This is a genomic window from Glutamicibacter sp. FBE19 (assembly GCF_015524875.1).
Lineage (GTDB): Bacteria > Actinomycetota > Actinomycetes > Actinomycetales > Micrococcaceae > Glutamicibacter > Glutamicibacter halophytocola.
In genome coordinates this window covers 15,441-32,176 of sequence record NZ_JACKQN010000016.1, presented here as the reverse complement: position 1 = coordinate 32,176, position 16,736 = coordinate 15,441, and the positions used below count along the sequence as shown (strand labels likewise).

Genomic DNA, 16,736 nt, shown 5'->3' with positions numbered 1-16,736 from the left:
ACCTTGCGCCCCACCCTTTCGTTGATTTGCTGCGCTCATTTAAATTCGCGTACTCCTACTTTGTCCCGCTTTGGCATCCTCCACAGACGGCGCCTCAGCTGAAACTACAATCATCACGTGTCCCTTGGCCGACTGCTTTAAATCGGCCAGACACAAAAGCTCGCTATTTTCCGCAAGATTGCCACTGGCTCATATGACTGAGCCGGACGCAATTCCTGCGGATCAACGTGGCCTAAGAAAACCGGCTGCTTTCCTTTGCAGCCCTACGATCCGCGGTATTCCCTCGGGAGGCGCACATATTGGGCACTCAACCGAAGCGATGCATCGCCTGGCGATCTGTTGTTTCAAAAGTCTGTCGTCGGGTTGAAAGCAGACTGTGGATCCGCGAGCAACCATTTCCATTCTCTCATATTTAGTTCACGCCTTGTTCATTGCTTCTCATCCGTTGCACAGAATTGCTTCCTAAGATGAAAACGCTCGAAGCGGAATCTCCCGCTTTCCTACAAATTTATGGAATAGTCGAAACATGGTTTCATCACTAGAAAAGAGCCCCAACCCGGGCGTGTTGCCATGGTGGGCAAAGGATCGCGGTTTCGGGCTGGTTCTCATCGCCACAGGTTTCATTTCGTGGCTCGCGGCCGGAACTCTCGTTTTGGAACGCATCGAGCTCTACAAGAACCCCGACTACGTCACCAGCTGCGATATCAATCCATGGATCTCTTGCGGCACCGTGATGAGGTCGGAGCAGGCTGGAATCTTCGGATTCCCCAACCCGTTCTTCGGCATCGTCTGCTTCGCGATCGTCATCACCATCGGCGTGGTGCTGCTTGCCGGCGCGAACAAGCTGCAGCGCTGGTTCTGGATCTGCTTCCAGATTGGTGTTACCGCCGCCATGGGCCTGGTCATCTGGTTCTGGTCGCAAGCCCTCTACGAGATCAACGCGCTGTGCCCCTACTGCATGGTCGTGTGGGCCATGACCATACCGCTCTTTGTCTTCACTACGGCTCGCAATGTGGTCACGGGCGTGATCCCCGCTGGCGCAGCGGCGAAAAAGTTCTTCACCGAGTGGAGCTGGATTGCCACTGCCATCCTGTGGCTCTTGGTTGCAGCTACAGTGGTGCTTCGCTTCCCGAACGCATTTTTCGGCTAAGCCCCGCTATCGATTGCCGGTTCGTTGCCTTGGGAACGAACCGGCTTTTCTTTTGCCTGCAGCCAGCGGATAGCTGTGCCAGCGCGTTTGATTTCCAGTGATTTGGCTGCGCGCGTCGCGATTTTGCCGTCCTTGCCCAGCTAAGACCGCTAGATTGGGAACATGGCAAGTGACAAATGGAACACAGAAAATGCCCAAAACTACGGGATCGATCTTCTGATCTCGGAACAACTGCGCCTGCGCGAACTCCAGGAAGATGATCTGCCTTTCCTCACGCAATGGTGGAACAGCCCGGAATTCATGGCACTGCAGGGAAGCCTGGTGCTCCCCCATCCGGTCAACGAAGCGGCCGCCCTCTTCAAGTCCCGAAGCCTGAATCGTGGCACCACCGACGGTGTTGGGCTATCGATCACCCTGCCCGACGACACGTTGATCGGGCACACCGCGCTATATGACTACAACGCGCCTGCCCGGTCCGCGGAACTCATGATCATGATTGGCGGATCAAATGTCGGACAGGGCTATGGAACCCTGGCCGCCAAGATGATCATTGACTACGGCTTCCGCGAAATGGGATTGAACCGCATTGGATTGACCGTCTGGGCCTACAACGAAAGGGCGCTGCGCACGTTCATCCGTTCCGGTTTCCGGGAAGAAGGGCGCATTCGGCAAGCCGGCTTCCATGACGGATCGTTCCACGACAAGATCATCATGGGGCTGCTCGCCGAGGAATATTTCAGAAAGTAGCGCCTAGCTCACGCCGTTCGGGCGTGCTGGCCGTCCGCGATCGCGGGCGGCCACTTCTTTTTGGCACGGCTGGGGAACCTCTGCATCGGAAGCCGATATTCAGCCTTGAGCTGGATTAAATCATCCTTTCGGTGTTGCCTGCGCAGCAGCCGAACTAGCTAGCCTAGTCTTAGAACTAATTATTACTAGCGACAAGGAGTAACCATGGCCCTTTTCCGCAAGGGTAAATCCCAAGCGCCGAAGAAACAGCACGCACCGGAAGCCATTCCAGCTTCGGCAACGGGCTCCACGCTGGCCGGCACGGATGCAAAACCCGACTTCACGGTCAGCGGGCTGTGGACTGATCTTCTCGGCCGGCTGGGGATCCGCAGCGCCCAGCTGCTCGTTGTCGGCGCATTGGGCGCCTTCCTCGTCATCGGAATGCTGCGCTTGACGATGATCGTCATCCCCACCCTGCTTGCCGTGATCATCTCCTGTGCCCTGTGGCCACTGGTAGTGAAACTGCGCAAGGTTTTCTCGCCGATGCTCTCGGCCTGGATCGTGTTCCTCGGTTCATTGCTGATTCTCGGTGGAATCGGCACCGGATTGGTCTTCTCCGTTATTAATGAATGGCCAAAACTCGTTGACAAAGCCGTCCAGGGTTTCAACCAGCTCAACGACATGGTCCAGGACCTGATGGGCAATTTGCCGATCGCGATTGACCAAGCGCAGATCGATAGCGTCGTTGACACGGTCACCGGCTTCTTGACCAGCTCGCAGTTCGGAACTGGTGCGCTGAACACCCTTAGCGCAGCCGGCAGCTTCCTCACTGGCCTGGTACTGCTGCTGGTCATCCTGTTCTTCTTCTTGAAGGACGGCGACAAGATTTGGGCCTTTGCCGTTTCATGGACTCCTGAGCATTACCGCCACAAGTGGATCCTCTCAGGAGACCGGGCCCTGCGCACCTTTGGCGGGTACATTCGCGGCACCGCTACCGTTGCTGCCGTAGACGCCATTGGCATCACGGCGACCCTGCTGATCGTCCGCGTGCCGCTGGCGATTCCGTTGGGCATTATCGTGTTCCTCGGTTCGTTCGTGCCCATGGTTGGCGCCACGGTCGCCGGTGTTCTTGCGACCTTGATTGCCCTGGTAACCAACGGGCCCATCGTTGCCTTGATTGTCTTGGCGTCCGTGATCCTGGTGAACCAGCTTGAAGGAAACTTCCTGCAGCCGGTCGTCATGGCCAGCGCCCTGAACCTGCACGCATTGGTGGTCTTGATGGCCTTGACCGCAGGCACTGTCCTGGCCGGCATCGTCGGCGCCGTGCTTTCGGTTCCGCTGGTTGCCGCATCGTGGGCAGTGATCAAGGTCTGGACGGGTCGGGAAAGAAATGATCCGGTCCCTGATGCCAGTGCCGAGATCAAGTCGGAAGTTGAATCCGACCAAGACGAGAAGGCCCTCGAAAAGCTCGAGGCTGGCCAGGACAGCACTTCTGGGGAAGGCAAAGGCTAGCCGCGGCCCTCGATAGCTTGAAGAATATGGTGCTCCACAGATTCACAGCAGACACCCGGCTTGTTTCTGTGGAGCAAATTCTTTAAAACGCCAGATGCGATTGCTAGCATGATTTCGAAACGGGCTGATCCAGCGTGATATGCGGCTGATCGGCTTTCGATTCATTCGCTGTCACAGCTCGAAATCAGCTGGATGGCGTTGTCACGGAAGTGCCCAGTGTGTTTAATGTGACTGAAGTGAAAACGGTTGACCGGCAGCACCCGGTCTTCCGCCGGGTCGAGCTCTCACCCCGGACCCAATAGCCCCGCAAAATAGCGGCCGATACGCAACAAGCCTGGAAGGACTGAGAATGTTGAGTTTCAGCAACGAGAACATGGACGATGATTTGTCGCACCTGGTCGACGCAACGGCAGGGCATCATCAGGTCGTCACGATCGGCTCGGTCGAAGACCTCGGACGAAATTCGGTTCATGATCCTCAAACTTCCTACCCGCTTGTGGACCGCGCGGCCCAGGCTCCTGGGCCAGATGCCGAAAGCCTGGATGACTGGTACTGAAACCGGCATTAACGCGCAAAGAACCCCGACAGTTTTAAACTGTCGGGGTTCTTCGGCTTTTGGCTTACTTGCCGAACCAGATCGCAATCTCGCGCTCTGCGGACTCAGCCGAGTCTGAACCATGCACCAGGTTCTGCTGCACCTTCAGGCCCCAGTCGCGGCCGAAGTCGCCACGGATGGTGCCTGGAGCTGCGGTGGTTGGATCGGTCGTGCCAGCCAGCGAGCGGAAGCCCGGGATAACGCCCTGGCCCTCTGCGACGATGGCGACAACCGGGCCGGAGAGCATGAACTCGACCAGCGGCTCGTAGAATGGCTTGCCCTCGTGCTCGGCGTAGTGCTCGGCCAGGAGCTCACGAGTTGCTTCCAGCTGCTGCAGCTTGGCAATGGTGTAGCCCTTGGCTTCAATGCGGGCGAGAATCTGGCCGGTCAGGGCGCGCTTGACGCCATCTGGCTTGACCAGGATCAGGGTACGTTCAGTCATTTGACTACCTCTTCGTATCGTTGATGTATTTCTAGGTTTTCAGGCTTGTTCGGGATGGGCTTGTTCCCAGGCTTCCTGGGCTGCGGCACGGCGCTTATTTTCCACGTCGATTTCTTCGCCCTTGTACAAGGCGTACCACCAGCACAGCGCAAAGGCGGCGGCCAGGTAGAACATGTCCACGAGAATGAATCCCGTGAGGAAGAAGACCGCCTGCAGAATCCAGCCGATGATGTAGCCGATTTTCTTGCCGAGCAAGGCACAGTTCAGGATGCACAACAGTGCAACCACAGCGCCGAGGGCGAGGACGACCACCGGCTCTCCCCCGCGCTTCAGCCCAAAGGCAGCAAGCGTGACGAATACTGCCAGGAGCGCCTCGCAGACCAGGACGGTTGACGCGAACATCATCTTGGTCGAGCGCAGCTTCTTTTTCATGCCCGGACGCCACTCGCGCTGGGCACGGGTGAGTTTGGCCATTAGGAGTCGCCTTTCTTGAGCAGCAGGGAAATCTCGCCCACCAGTGTAATCGAACCGGTGACCAGCACGCCCCCACCGAGGTCCTCGCCAGCTTCGGCTCGGCCCACCGACCACTCCACCGCGTCTTCCAGATCCTCGGTCACGTGGATATCTTCTTCAGGCCATCCGGCATTCATGGCCAGATTGGCCAATTCGCCGGCAGGGATAGCTCGCGGCGACGAGGACTGGGTGATGCACAGATCCTCGACCATATCGCCGTACTCCTCGCGCATGGTGTAGAGCATTGCTTCTGCGTCCTTCTCCGCCAGGATGCCAACCATCAGAACCAGCCGGGTAAAGCCGAAGGATTCCTTGATGGCTTCTGCGGAGACGCGAATGCCTTCCGGGTTGTGGCCGGCGTCAACCAGAATGCTCGGCGCGCTGCGCACCAGTTCCAGCCGGCCCGGGCTGGAAGCCGCTGCGAAGCCCTGGCGCACCAATTCAATGTTCAGCTCGCGCTGCCCGCCGCCCAGGAAGGCCTCCACCGCAGCCAGGGCGACGGTGGCGTTCTGCGCCTGGTGGGCACCGAAGAGCGGCAGGAAAATCTCTTCATAGCGTGCGGCCTGGCCCTGAATCGAAAGCAGCTGTCCGCCAACTCCGGACTTCCGCTCCAAGAGCTTGAAGTCCAAGGTGTCGAACGCGGCCGGCACTTCCAGTTCTCGGGCGCGGGCCAGCAAGACATCGGCTGCATCCGTGGGCTGCACCGAGGAAACCAGGTATCCGCCGGGCTTGAGAATGCCCACCTTTTCCTCGGCAATCAGCTCAGTGGTATCGCCCAGCAGGTCCGTGTGGTCCAGGGAGATCGGAGTGAACACCGAGACATCCGCATCGGCCACGTTGGTGGCGTCGGTGATGCCGCCCAGGCCGACTTCGAGCACCACAACATCGACCGGGACTTCGGCGAAAATCGCGAAGGCCAAAATGGTGACTGCTTCGAAGTAGGTCAGCTTGTTTTCGCCGCGCTCCACGAGCTCGGCGTCAACAATCTCCAAGAACGGGCTGATCTCGTCCCAAACGCGCACGAACGTTTCATCGTCCACAGGCTCGCCATCGATGGCGATGCGCTCGGTGACCGAGACCAGGTGCGGCGAGGAGTAGCGGCCGGTGCGCAGGTCATGGGCGATGAGCAGCGACTCGATCATCCGGGCGGTCGAGGTCTTGCCGTTGGTGCCGGTGATGTGGATGACCGGGCAGGCCTTGTTCGGCTCGCCGAGGATCTCCATCGCGCGGAACATCGGATCCATGCGCGGTTCCATCTTGTTTTCCGGCGCGCGGGCCAGCAGCTGCCCGTAGACGCGGTCCAGTTCGCTCACTAGTTGACCTCAACTTTGTCGGAATCCAGCTTGGATACGGTGATCTGCTCGTCGGCGGCGGCATCATCGGCCACCAGTTCCAGTTGGGCGGTCAGCGTTTCGCCGGCCACCAGCTCGCGGTTGGCTTCCAGTGCCGCGATGGTCGCGGCGTTGGCGGTGATCACGGTGCGGATGCGATCGGAAACCTGCAGATCGGCGTCCTTGCGGGCCGACTGGATGGCGCGGATCATGTCGCGCGCTGTGCCTTCGGCGGCCAGCGCTTCGGTCACCTCGGTGTCCAGCACCAGGAAGCCGCCGTCGATGACCGCCGCGGCGATCTCGCCGGCCGCGTCCACCACGGTATCCAGGGTGTACTCGCCCTCTGCCAATTCCAGGCCGCCGGCGGTGACCACGCCATTGGCTACCGACCAGTCCCCGGACTTGGCGCCCTTGATGGCCTGCTGCACGTTCTTGCCCAATCGGGGGCCTGCAGCGCGGGCATTGACCACCAGCTGCTGGCTGATGCCGTAGCTGGCGGCGTCCACGCCTTCGGCGTCGATCAGGGTCACGGCCTTCAGGTTCAGCTCGTCCTTGATGATCGAGGCGTAGGTGCCTTCCAGCCGGGCCGCATCGTTCAGGACGATCTTCAGTTCTGCCAGCGGCAGGCGCACGCGCAGGTTCTTGGCCTTGCGCAGCGAGGAGCCGACCGAGCAGATCTTGCGGGTGGTTTCCATGGTTTCCAGCAAGGAAGCATCGGCCGGGAACTCGTTGGCATCTGGCCAGTCGGTCAGGTGCACCGAGCGCTGGCCGGTGAGCCCGCGGAAGATCTCTTCGCTGGCCAGCGGCAGCAGCGAAGCGGTGACCTTCACCAGGGTTTCCAGCGCCGTGTACAGGGTGTCGAAGGCCTGGGTGTCTTCGTCGAAGAAGCGCTGGCGGGAACGGCGCACGTACCAGTTGGTCAGCGTGTCCATGTATTGGCGCACTGCTTCGGTCGCGTCGGAAACCTCGTAGGAATCCAGGGCAACGGTGACTTCGCGCACCAGCTGGCCGGTGGCTGCCAGCATGTACTTATCCAGCGGGTCGGTGGAGCTGGTGGAGCGCTTGGCCTCGTAGCCGGCCCCGTTGTTCGCGGAGTTGGTGTAGAGGTTGAAGAAGTGCCAGACGTTCCACAGCGGCAGCAGCACCTGGCGCACGCCGTCGCGGATGCCCTGCTCGGTGACCACCAGGTTGCCGCCGCGCAGGATCGGGCTGGCCATCAGGAACCAGCGCATGGCGTCGGAGCCGTCGCGGTCCAGGACCTCGGTGACGTCCGGGTAGTTGCGCAGCGACTTGGACATCTTCTGGCCATCCGAGCCGAGCACGATGCCGTGGGAGATCACGTTGGTGTAGGCCGGGCGGTCGAAGAGCGCGGTGGAGAGCACGTGCATGGTGTAGAACCAGCCACGGGTCTGGCCGATGTACTCCACGATGAAGTCAGCCGGGTGGTGTCCCCCATCGAACCAGTCCTGGTTGTCGAATGGGTAGTGCACCTGGGCGTAGGGCATCGAGCCGGAGTCGAACCAGACATCGAGCACGTCTTCCACGCGTACCAGGGTGCCGCCTTCGGCGCAGCCCTCATGGGCGAGGGTCAGCTCGTCGATGAACGGGCGGTGCAGATCCGGCTGCCCCTCGTGGTTGACCGGCAGGCGGCCGAAGAAGTTCTTGATCTCTTCAAGCGAGCCGAAGACTTCGCGGTGGGTGCACTCGGCGCCGGTGCATTCCCAGACCGGGATCGGCGAGCCCCAGTAGCGGTTGCGCGAGATGGACCAGTCGCGGGCGTTTTCCAGCCACTTGCCGAACTGGCCGTGCTTCACGTTGCCCGGGATCCAGTTGATCTGCTCGTTCAGCTCGACCATGCGGTCCTTGAACTTGGAGACCTCGACGTACCACGAGGAGATCGCGCGGTAGATCAGCGGGGTGCGGCAGCGCCAGCAGTGCGGGTAGGAGTGCTCGTAGGAGGCCTGCTTGATGAGCTTGGCCTCGTCCTTGAGCACAGTGGTGATGGTCTTGTTGGCGTCGAAGACCTGCACGCCGACGATCTCGGCCAGCGGGCCGGAGGCGAAGACCGGCAGGAACTTGGCGCCCTCATCCACCGAGAGGATCACCGGGATGCCGTGCTCTTCGCAGACCTTCTGGTCGTCCTCGCCGTAGGCCGGAGCCTGGTGGACGATGCCGGTGCCGTCGGCCACGGTGACGTAGTCGGCGGTGAGGATCTGCCAGGCGTTCTGCGTGCCGTACTTCTCGGTGTCGGTGTAGGTATCCCACAACGGCTGGTAGCGCACGCCAGCCAGCTGGGCACCGGTGTAGCTGGCGGTGATCGCCGCGGCAGCTTCCTTGGCATCCTTGTAGCCCAGGTCCTTGGCGTAGGAGCCGAGCAGGTCCTTGGCCAGCAGGAACGGGCCGGCGGCGGCCGAAGCCTTTACGCCGGCTTCCCCGGCAGGAACCACCACGTACTCGATGGATGGGTGCACGGCCAGCGCGGCGTTGGTCGGCAGGGTCCACGGGGTGGTGGTCCAGGCCAGGGCCTGCACGCCGGCCAGGGCCTGGGAGGCCTCGGTTTCGCCGGCAAGGATGGTGAAGCCCACGGTGACGGTCTGGTCCTGGCGGTTCTTGTAGACGTCGTCGTCCATGCGCAGCTCATGGTTGGACAGCGGGGTCTCGTCCTTCCAGCAGTATGGGAGCACGCGGAAGCCCTGGTAGGTCAGGCCCTTGTCCGAGAGCTGCTTGAAGGCCCAGATGACCGATTCCATGAACTCGACGTTCAGGGTCTTGTAGTCGTTTTCGAAGTCGACCCAGCGAGCCTGGCGGTTCACGTACTGCTTCCACTCGTCGGCGTACTTCATCACCGAGGTGCGGCAGGCGTCGTTGAACTTGTCGATGCCCATGGCTTCGATCTGCTTCTTGTCGGTCATGCCCAGCTGCTTCATGGCTTCCAGCTCGGCGGGCAGGCCGTGGGTGTCCCAGCCGAAGCGGCGCTCGACGCGCTTGCCGCGCTGGGTCTGGTAGCGGGCGACCAGGTCCTTGACGTAGCCGGTGAGCAGGTGGCCGTAGTGCGGCAGCCCATTGGCAAAGGGAGGGCCATCGTAGAAGACGAATTCTTCGCCCTCGCGCTGGTCGATGGAGGCCTGGAAAGTGTCGTCGTTCTTCCAGTATTCGAGGACGCGCTTCTCTAGTTCAGGGAAGCGCGGTGAAGCCGGGGTCGAACCGGTTGGGTCAGTAGTGACCTTCGGGTAGAAGCTCATCGAATGGGCCGTCCTTCAAGCGTAGGGTCGATAATTCCTTGCCTACGAGGACGGCAGTTAAGCCGCGGTACCACCCCGCTTATCCCCCACCAGATGGTGGAGAACCACTTATCATCAGCTGTGACGGGCTGGTCCCGTTCGGTTCTACTAGGTGGTTCCCATCAATGCGGAACACCGTTCTTCCGAAGACTCGCCGGTGATAGCCGGGTCAAAGTCGCAGTCCTTATATCGTACCGCGTGATGCCCTTGGTGCACATTCACCAGAATCCCAGGGATCGCAAGTGAGTTCAGGCTCACAGCACCCTGACTGGAAAACCCAAAACAACAATCCCTGCATTTTCAGAATAGCGCGTTGAGGGGGCCTTGCCGCAAGGCCCCGCATATGGTCCATAATCGATATCTTCGCCACGAAAGCCAGCCACTTCAGGGAGCCCGCGTGCCTGCCAAAACCTCAAATACCAGCTACTTCGATGCCACCCAGCCAAGTCCATCATCAGAGAGCCCTGCCAATACCGAACAAGACCAGCAACGGCTCTGCGAAATCGCCGCGCGGATTGAGCAGCTCCGTGCCGAATTGATCGAGCGCATCGCCGCACGAGGAAAAGACCAGGCCGGCATTCTGCAGCAATCCCTTGAACGCGATGTCGAACTCGGTGAATTGGCTCGGCGGCTGCGCCAGCTAGACCGCATGGGCCCATACGCCTGCTTGGGATTCATGGAACTGGCCGAGACCGGCGAGCGCCTCTACGTGGGCCGCCTGGGCTTGAGCGACGAACACGGCAAGCAGCTGATGATTGATTGGCGCGCCCCGGCAGCAGAACCGTTTTTCGCTGCGACGCACGAAAAGAATTACGGCCTGGCGATACGCCGCCGCTACCGTTGGCGCCGGCAACGCATTTCCGACTATTGGGACGAAGTGTTCGATTCTTCCCAGCTGGCCTCCCATGCCCGCTTGGATGACCACTCATCATTTCTTGCATCCCTTGGCAGCAAGCGTTCACCAAAAATGCAGGACGTGCTTTCCACCATCCAGTCCGATCAAGATGCAATCATCCGAAGCGGCTCGCAGGGCGCCTTGGTCGTGGATGGAGGACCTGGTACCGGCAAGACGGTGGTTGCCCTGCATCGCGCAGCTTATTTGCTGTACGCGGATCCGCGGCTTCGCAGCCAAGGTGGCAGAATTTTGGTGGTAAGCCCGCATGAAGCCTATTCCGCCTATGTCTCTGACATTCTTCCGAATCTCGGTGAGGACGAAGCGCTCATTTCAACGCTTTCGAATATAGTTTCGAATGACGATGGCGTGCTTGTGGAACCGGACCAAGAAGTCCACCGCATAAAATCCAGCTTGGCAATGCTGGACACAATCAAGCGGGCAGTGCTGGTCTTTGAAGAACCGCCTTCCGCCGACGTGCTCATCGACCTTGCAGAAGCTCAAGCCACCGTGACATCGCAGCTGTGGCGCGATGCCGCTGCCATGATTGATCACGATACCCCGCACAATGAAGCACGCATCCAATTGCGCGAAGCCCTCATAGACCAGCTGCTTCCCCAAGTTGCCAGTGCCGATGACGATGAGCCGCTGCTGCGCGCAGAGTTGGCGCGAAGTACAGCGCTGAACGGGTTGCTAGATGAGCACTGGCCCGTGTTGGATCCGCTCAATCTGCTCAAGGCCCTGTATTCGACGCCAGCGCTGCTCCGCTATAGCGGCCGAGAACTCGGCAGTGAAGAAATTGCAAAGCTGCTGGCAAATCCGGCAGCCGGGTCATGGACCGCATCAGATATCCCCCTGATTGACCTTGCCCGCTTCCTCATTGGCGACCCGCACAGCGAATCGAAACATCTCGATGAGCAATCGCGCATAGCTGCCGAGCGCAAGCGGTGGAAAAACGTGATTGATGACCTGATGGCTTCGGCTGACGACAAGGAAGACCTGTCGTCCCAGCTCATGCACCAAGACCTTCAGGAGCAACTGCTTGCCCAGGGCCTGGAGAGCCATGTGGCCTCAGGCGGCTACAGTGGACCTTTTTCACATGTCATCATCGATGAAGCGCAAGATTTGACCGATGCCCAGTGGGCGATGGTCCAAAGGCGCTGCCCCTCAGGAAGCCTGACCATTGTGGGCGACAGGGCCCAGGCCGTCGACGGCTTCAGGATGACATGGGAACAGCGGCTGGCCCAGATCGGCATTCGCGACATCACCGTATCCCCGCTACACGTCAACTACCGAGGTACCGCGCAGATCATGGAAGCTGCCGCAGAGCAGATCCTGGCCCACCTGCCAGAAGCGAACGTGCCGCGATCATTGCGCCTAGACGGTGCGCCAGTAAAGTACGCCCGGCCCACAGAACTCGGAACAATTCTGGATCATTGGCTGGCCGAGAATGCCCAGGGCACGGCAGCCGTCATCGGTGCCTCTGACTTCCGTGCGCCCAGCAGGGTCAGCGTGCTATCTCCGGAGAACGCCAAGGGGCTGGAATTCGACCTGGTACTCGTCTGCCAGCCACAGTCCTTCGGAACAGGCTTGGGCGGCGCTGTCCGCAGGTACGTGGCCATGACCAGGGCAACAGCTCAACTGGTGGTGCTCACCGAGCAATAGGCCACGCTCCCTTTAGGTAGGCTGGCATGCATGAGTACTACGGAGCCACGATGGGTTCAGACCCAAAATCAGCAGCACTCCTTGGCTTCGCCAAGGGTGCTGCGCTGGGGACAGCATCTGGTGACGGCCATCCTGCTTGTCATCGCGCTGCTGCGACAAGTTTCGGCGCAAGACAATGCGCTGCCGGCAATTCTCATCTCGCTGCTCTTCGCCGCCTGGTACAGCGCAGGATTCATCCCGCATGCCAAGAACAGGATCTTCCCCAAACCCACGTGGTGGTTGGCGCTCCTGCTGGGAATCTGGATAGCAAGCCTCTTGATTTCGGCTGAATTCATGTGGCTAGCCTTCAGCCTTTGGCTGCTCATAGGACACCAGCTGCCATTCCTGCCTTCAGTGCTGTGGTCCGTTGTGGTTTATGCCTTTACCTTGCTCGCACCCTACCTGCACCACACGCAGCTCAGCCTTGCGTCCGCAGCAGGTCCATTGGTCGGCGGCCTTTTTGCCTGGGGCATTTCGCGAGGCTACCTGCAGATGGAACGGGACGCCCAAGAACGCACCTCTTTGGTCAATTCCTTAATGAGAGCCCAACAGGAAATGGCCGCGCTCCAAGAGGATTTGGCCCGGTCCCAGCATGAAGCAGGAATCGCGGCCGAGCGCACACGCCTAGCCCGGGAAATCCACGACACTATCGCCCAGCAGCTATCGTCTATCGGCTTGCATGCCAAGGCCGCCACGGGCGCCAGCAACGCCGGTGCGGCGCAAGAGGCGCTGCAACGTATCGACCAGCTATCCGCGCAGGCACTCAACGACCTGCGCAGAATCATTGCCGCCCTGGCACCTGCTGAACTTGATTCGCAGGCGCTCGCCGGAGCCCTTTCTCGCGTCCTTGAGAACTTCAGCAGCGACTCCGGTGTTGAATCCGCTCTGGATATTGAGCCTGGATTGCCGCTATTGGACCCCAGTGTTCAAATTGCCCTGTTGAGGACGGCCCAGTCGGCGCTGTCCAATGTTCGCCGGCATGCGCAAGCCACAAAGGTCGTCTTGAGCTTGAGTTTCAGCGATGACGAGGTACGCCTGGATATCGTGGATGACGGTATTGGCTTCACTCCCCCGGCCGGTCGGCTATTGCCAAATACGCAGGTGGGAGGCTTTGGCCTCACGGCGATGAACCGACGCCTCATTGAACTTGGCGGCGGACTGGAAGTGGAAAGCGCTGCTGGAGACGGCACCGCCTTGTGCGCCCATCTGCCTCTTCGGGCACGAAAGGACAAACCATGATCCGCATCCTGTTGGTGGACGATCACCCGATTGTTCGCACCGGGTTGAGAGCGCTTTTCGAAAATTACGGCGATATCCAGGTCGTGGGCGAAGTTTCCACCGGAGAAGAAGCCGTTGAATTCGCCAAAGATCAGCAAATTGACGTTGTGCTCTGCGACCTGAGACTGGGTTCAGGGATGAATGGCGCCCAGACAACGGCAAGCATCAGACGGCTGCACCGCGCGCCACAGGTGCTGATCTTGACTACTTTTGACAAGGATGCGGAGATTCTGGCGTGCATTGAGGCCGGCGCCTGCGGTTACCTGCTCAAGGACGTCAGCGCCCAAACCATCGTCGAGTCCTTGCGCCAAGCTGCCGCGGGTCTCATGGTTCTGGCCCCGGAAATGACCCGCCGTGTGGTTGAGGGCATGCGCCGGCCCAAAGCGGAGCTGACCGCACGAGAGCGCGATGTTCTCGTGCAGCTGGCAACCGGGGCCGGCAACAAGCAAATCGCCAAGTCCTTGTTTGTCTCTGAAGCGACGGTCAAAACGCACTTGGTGCACATTTTCGACAAGCTTCAGGCGAGGACACGGACCGACGCAATTAATAAAGCCCGCGAGGCCGGTTTGCTGTAGCGTCGATTATCGTGTGGCCGACACGCCAGAGGTGCTCTCAACCTTTCGGTTGATCTTTTATTCACCTCATTCCACGATGGCTGAACCCGTAAATTCTCGTTGACTGGAACTATGAAAGTTCCAGTTATCTCCCGGGTCGGCGATTCGCTGACCAGCCGCCGCGGTGCCCGCATCTGGGCCGCCGCAGTTTTTGCAGTGATCCTGGTGCTCTTCGGAGCCCTGAGCAGCATCCAGGCTCCCGCCCGTTCGGCCAGTTCCCTGGTCGACGGCTCGGATTCGGCGCAGGTCGCCGAACTGCTGGAGGCCAACACCACCGATTCCCAGAGCTCGGCCCTGCTGGTGGCCAACCGCCCCGATGGCCAGGTCTTGGGCAACGCCGACATGGCGTCCCTGGACCAGCGCAGCACGGCACTGAGCCACGACGTCGGGGTCACCGCAGGACGCACCTTGGCCAGCGAGGACCAGCAGGCAGCGATGGTTCCGCTGACCTGGGGCACGGTCTCAGATCAGGCCGATCGTGAGAAGCTCAGCGAGATCCGCGACTGGGTCCAGGACCATCGCGCCGATGGGATGGCGCTGCAGGTCACAGGTTCCACCGCATTCGCGGTGGACATCACCAATGCCTTCGCGGGGGCTGATTTCACCCTGCTGGCCGTGACCGTCGGCATCGTGGCAGTCCTGCTGATCCTCACCTACCGTTCGCCGGTGCTCTGGCTGATCCCGCTGGTCGTGATTGCCATCGCCGATCGCAGCGCCTCGCTGGTAGCCAATTTGCTGGGCAACGCCTTCGATCTGCACTTCGACTCCGGGGTGCTCAGCGTTTTGGTCTTCGGCGCGGGCACCAATTACGCCTTGCTCCTGATCTCCCGCTATCGCGATGAGCTGCACAAAAGCGCCGATCATCGCCAGGCGCTATCCAGGGCGTGGGCATCCAGCTTTGAAGCCATCCTGACTTCCAACCTGACCGTGGTTTTGGCACTGCTCACGCTGGGGCTGGCCGCCATGGAAGATACCCGCGGTTTGGGTATCGTTTGCGCCGCTGGCTTGCTGATCGCTGCGGTCTTCGCGCTATTCCTCCTGCCTCCGGTCTTGGCCATGTGCGGCCGCAATGCCTTCTGGCCTTTGATTCCTCGTCCAGATCAGGAAGCCAAGAAGGAAAACTTCTTCGGTCGTGCCGCTCGTTCTGTGATGAACCGCCCGGGACTGAACCTCGCGGCGCTGGCGGTTTTGCTCCTGGTTCTTGCCGGTGCGCTGACCGGGACGCGCATTGGCTTGGACCAGGCCCAGCAGTTCCGCACGGCCACCGAATCAACCAACGCCATGCAGACTCTCGCTGAGCACTTCCCCGCCGGTGAAACACAGCCGATCACGGTATTGGCGCAAGACATCGATACCGAGGTACTGCGCCATGATCTCTCAAGCGTCGCGAACGTCAAGCGTGTGGGCGAGGTCCATCAGCTCGGGAAGACCGCGTGGCAGCAGTTCACCGTCATTCCGGCTGTAGATCCCAGCTCCGCCCACGCCCAGGATCTGGTGGAAGATCTGCGAGATACCGCGGCAGCAATCGGCAGAGGACAGGTGCTGGTGGGCGGGCAGAGCGCCGAACAGCTGGATTCCCACCAGATGCACTTGCGCGACTTGTACCTCGTTGCCCCGCTAATCATGGCCATCTGCTTCGTGATGCTCGGCTGGCTCACCCGCTCGTGGCGCACCGCCTTGGCCTTGGGGTTGGCAAATCTGCTCAGCGCTGCCGCTGCTGTTGACCTCGGCTCCCTGGTTTCCTCGATAGTCTTCGAGGCTGACGCACTGGATGTCCAAGTGCCGCTCTTGGCCTTCGTCTTCCTGGTAGCCCTTGGCGTGGACTACACGATATTCCTGACGCAGCGTGTGCGCCAAGACGCACAGGCACTGGATCTGCGTGAGGCGGTCGTCATGGCTGCTAGCCGCACGGGATCAGTCATTACCAGTGCCGGACTCGTGTTGGCTGGCGTGTTCGCGGCCCTGGCAACCTTGCCGCTGACGGTTCTGGGCCAGCTGGGCTTGATAGTCGGGCTCGGCGTCCTGCTCGATACTTTCGTGGTTCGAACACTGATGCTGCCCGCGCTCTTCGCTGTCCTGGGCTCAGGAAAGCATCCAATCTTTGGCAAAGCTTCCCCGCCCGCCAAGTCTTTTGCACAACCAGCCATTCAGAAAGAAAGCAAAATCGATGCGTAATCTCGTTAATTTCTCCTTCGCCTACATGCTCCTCGGCGTTGCTTCAGGTCTTTTCTACCGCGAATTCACCAAGATCAATGGCTTCCCCGAGGGACAGTGGACCCAGCTTTCGGTGGTGCACACTCACCTGCTGGTTCTGGGCTTCATCATGCTGCTGCTGGTATTGCTGCTGGAGAAGTCCTTCGGGCTAAGCAAGCACCGCAAGCTCTTTGCCTGGTTCATGGGCACCTACAACGCAGGAGTAATCCTGACCGCGGGAATGCAGCTCACCCACGGCTCTATGACCGTACTAGGCATGGAGTCTTCCAAGATGATTTCGGGCGTCGCCGGTCTTGGCCACATGTCGATCACTGCAGGCATGATCTTGCTGTTCATCATGCTTCGCCGCAGCGTTAGAACACAAAGCCACGACGACAAGGTGCCATTCGCAGGCCGATAGCCCTTGCTGCTCTGCGCCCGGCATCCGTGCTGCCCAGGCCGACAGGGTCTGGGCAGCACGGATGCCGAATGCGCACGTTGAAGA

Annotated in this window: 13 protein-coding genes; 9 read left to right on the top strand and 4 right to left on the bottom strand. The window is 60.3% G+C overall.

What is annotated here, in order from left to right:
* Positions 1–526: 526 nt before the first annotated feature.
* The 4 genes from H6F58_RS17505 (at position 527) to H6F58_RS17490 (ending at position 3,944) form a co-directional block, all read left to right on the top strand.
* Positions 527–1,150, top strand: coding sequence for a vitamin K epoxide reductase family protein (locus H6F58_RS17505; RefSeq protein WP_195182246.1), 624 nt, complete (start codon positions 527–529; stop codon positions 1,148–1,150).
* A 162-nt stretch (positions 1,151–1,312) separates the two neighbouring features.
* Positions 1,313–1,897 carry a GNAT family protein gene (locus tag H6F58_RS17500; protein WP_060701773.1) on the top strand — a complete coding sequence of 195 codons (585 nt, stop codon included), beginning with the start codon at positions 1,313–1,315 and terminating at the stop codon, positions 1,895–1,897.
* Between the two features lie 204 nt (positions 1,898–2,101).
* The gene (locus H6F58_RS17495; RefSeq protein ID WP_146275253.1) at positions 2,102–3,388 is read left to right on the top strand and encodes an AI-2E family transporter; all 1,287 of its coding nucleotides are present in this window, start codon (positions 2,102–2,104) and stop codon (positions 3,386–3,388) included.
* 349 nt (positions 3,389–3,737) lie between these two features.
* Positions 3,738–3,944 carry a hypothetical protein gene (locus tag H6F58_RS17490; RefSeq protein ID WP_195182245.1) on the top strand — a complete coding sequence of 69 codons (207 nt, stop codon included), beginning with the start codon at positions 3,738–3,740 and terminating at the stop codon, positions 3,942–3,944.
* Positions 3,945–4,008: 64 nt separating this feature from the next.
* On the opposite strand, the gene ndk is transcribed toward H6F58_RS17490, so the two are convergent.
* From ndk to ileS, 4 genes are read right to left on the bottom strand one after another with little or no spacing between them, the layout of a single operon-like run.
* Positions 4,009–4,425 carry a nucleoside-diphosphate kinase gene (ndk, locus tag H6F58_RS17485; RefSeq protein ID WP_060701776.1) on the bottom strand — a complete coding sequence of 139 codons (417 nt, stop codon included), beginning with the start codon at positions 4,423–4,425 and terminating at the stop codon, positions 4,009–4,011.
* Positions 4,426–4,464: 39 nt separating this feature from the next.
* A complete protein-coding gene (locus tag H6F58_RS17480) occupies positions 4,465–4,899 on the bottom strand; it encodes a DUF4233 domain-containing protein (protein WP_060701777.1) in 435 nt (144 codons plus the stop codon).
* The gene (locus H6F58_RS17475; protein WP_060701778.1) at positions 4,899–6,251 is read right to left on the bottom strand and encodes a folylpolyglutamate synthase/dihydrofolate synthase family protein; all 1,353 of its coding nucleotides are present in this window, start codon (positions 6,249–6,251) and stop codon (positions 4,899–4,901) included. The genes H6F58_RS17480 and H6F58_RS17475 overlap by 1 nt, the downstream gene beginning before the upstream one ends.
* Positions 6,251–9,511: an isoleucine--tRNA ligase gene (gene ileS, locus H6F58_RS17470; protein ID WP_195182244.1), complete on the bottom strand. Its 3,261-nt coding sequence runs from the start codon at positions 9,509–9,511 to the stop codon at positions 6,251–6,253. Before ileS ends, H6F58_RS17475 begins: the two co-directional genes overlap by 1 nt.
* Positions 9,512–9,947: 436 nt before the next feature.
* Here ileS and helR point away from each other — a divergent pair, with 436 nt between their 5' ends.
* From helR to H6F58_RS17445, 5 genes are all read left to right on the top strand, one after another.
* A complete protein-coding gene (helR, locus tag H6F58_RS17465; protein WP_195182243.1) occupies positions 9,948–12,107 on the top strand; it encodes an RNA polymerase recycling motor ATPase HelR in 2,160 nt (719 codons plus the stop codon).
* Positions 12,108–12,137: 30 nt separating this feature from the next.
* The gene (locus H6F58_RS17460; RefSeq protein WP_195182242.1) at positions 12,138–13,385 is read left to right on the top strand and encodes a sensor histidine kinase; all 1,248 of its coding nucleotides are present in this window, start codon (positions 12,138–12,140) and stop codon (positions 13,383–13,385) included.
* Positions 13,382–13,999, top strand: a complete 618-nt coding sequence (locus H6F58_RS17455) for a response regulator transcription factor (protein WP_195182241.1) — start codon at positions 13,382–13,384, stop codon at positions 13,997–13,999. Before H6F58_RS17460 ends, H6F58_RS17455 begins: the two co-directional genes overlap by 4 nt.
* Positions 14,000–14,110: 111 nt before the next feature.
* On the top strand, positions 14,111–16,213 hold the full coding sequence (locus H6F58_RS17450) for an efflux RND transporter permease subunit (protein WP_195182240.1): 2,103 nt from the start codon (positions 14,111–14,113) through the stop codon (positions 16,211–16,213).
* On the top strand, positions 16,206–16,652 hold the full coding sequence (locus tag H6F58_RS17445; protein ID WP_060701784.1) for a DUF2871 domain-containing protein: 447 nt from the start codon (positions 16,206–16,208) through the stop codon (positions 16,650–16,652). The genes H6F58_RS17450 and H6F58_RS17445 overlap by 8 nt, the downstream gene beginning before the upstream one ends.
* Positions 16,653–16,736 lie beyond the last annotated feature (84 nt).

Excerpts from the sequence above, each read along its gene's own strand:
- H6F58_RS17505 (WP_195182246.1), top strand. The coding sequence starts at position 527 with ATGGTTTCATCACTAGAAAAGAGCCCCAACCCGGGCGTGTTGCCATGG.
- H6F58_RS17500 (WP_060701773.1), top strand. The coding sequence starts at position 1,313 with ATGGCAAGTGACAAATGGAACACAGAAAATGCCCAAAACTACGGGATC.
- H6F58_RS17495 (WP_146275253.1), top strand. The coding sequence starts at position 2,102 with ATGGCCCTTTTCCGCAAGGGTAAATCCCAAGCGCCGAAGAAACAGCAC.
- H6F58_RS17490 (WP_195182245.1), top strand. The coding sequence starts at position 3,738 with ATGTTGAGTTTCAGCAACGAGAACATGGACGATGATTTGTCGCACCTG.
- ndk (WP_060701776.1), bottom strand. The coding sequence starts at position 4,425 with ATGACTGAACGTACCCTGATCCTGGTCAAGCCAGATGGCGTCAAGCGC.
- H6F58_RS17480 (WP_060701777.1), bottom strand. The coding sequence starts at position 4,899 with ATGGCCAAACTCACCCGTGCCCAGCGCGAGTGGCGTCCGGGCATGAAA.
- ileS (WP_195182244.1), bottom strand. The coding sequence starts at position 9,511 with ATGAGCTTCTACCCGAAGGTCACTACTGACCCAACCGGTTCGACCCCG.
- H6F58_RS17460 (WP_195182242.1), top strand. The coding sequence starts at position 12,138 with ATGAGTACTACGGAGCCACGATGGGTTCAGACCCAAAATCAGCAGCAC.
- H6F58_RS17455 (WP_195182241.1), top strand. The coding sequence starts at position 13,382 with ATGATCCGCATCCTGTTGGTGGACGATCACCCGATTGTTCGCACCGGG.
- H6F58_RS17450 (WP_195182240.1), top strand. The coding sequence starts at position 14,111 with ATGAAAGTTCCAGTTATCTCCCGGGTCGGCGATTCGCTGACCAGCCGC.
- H6F58_RS17445 (WP_060701784.1), top strand. The coding sequence starts at position 16,206 with ATGCGTAATCTCGTTAATTTCTCCTTCGCCTACATGCTCCTCGGCGTT.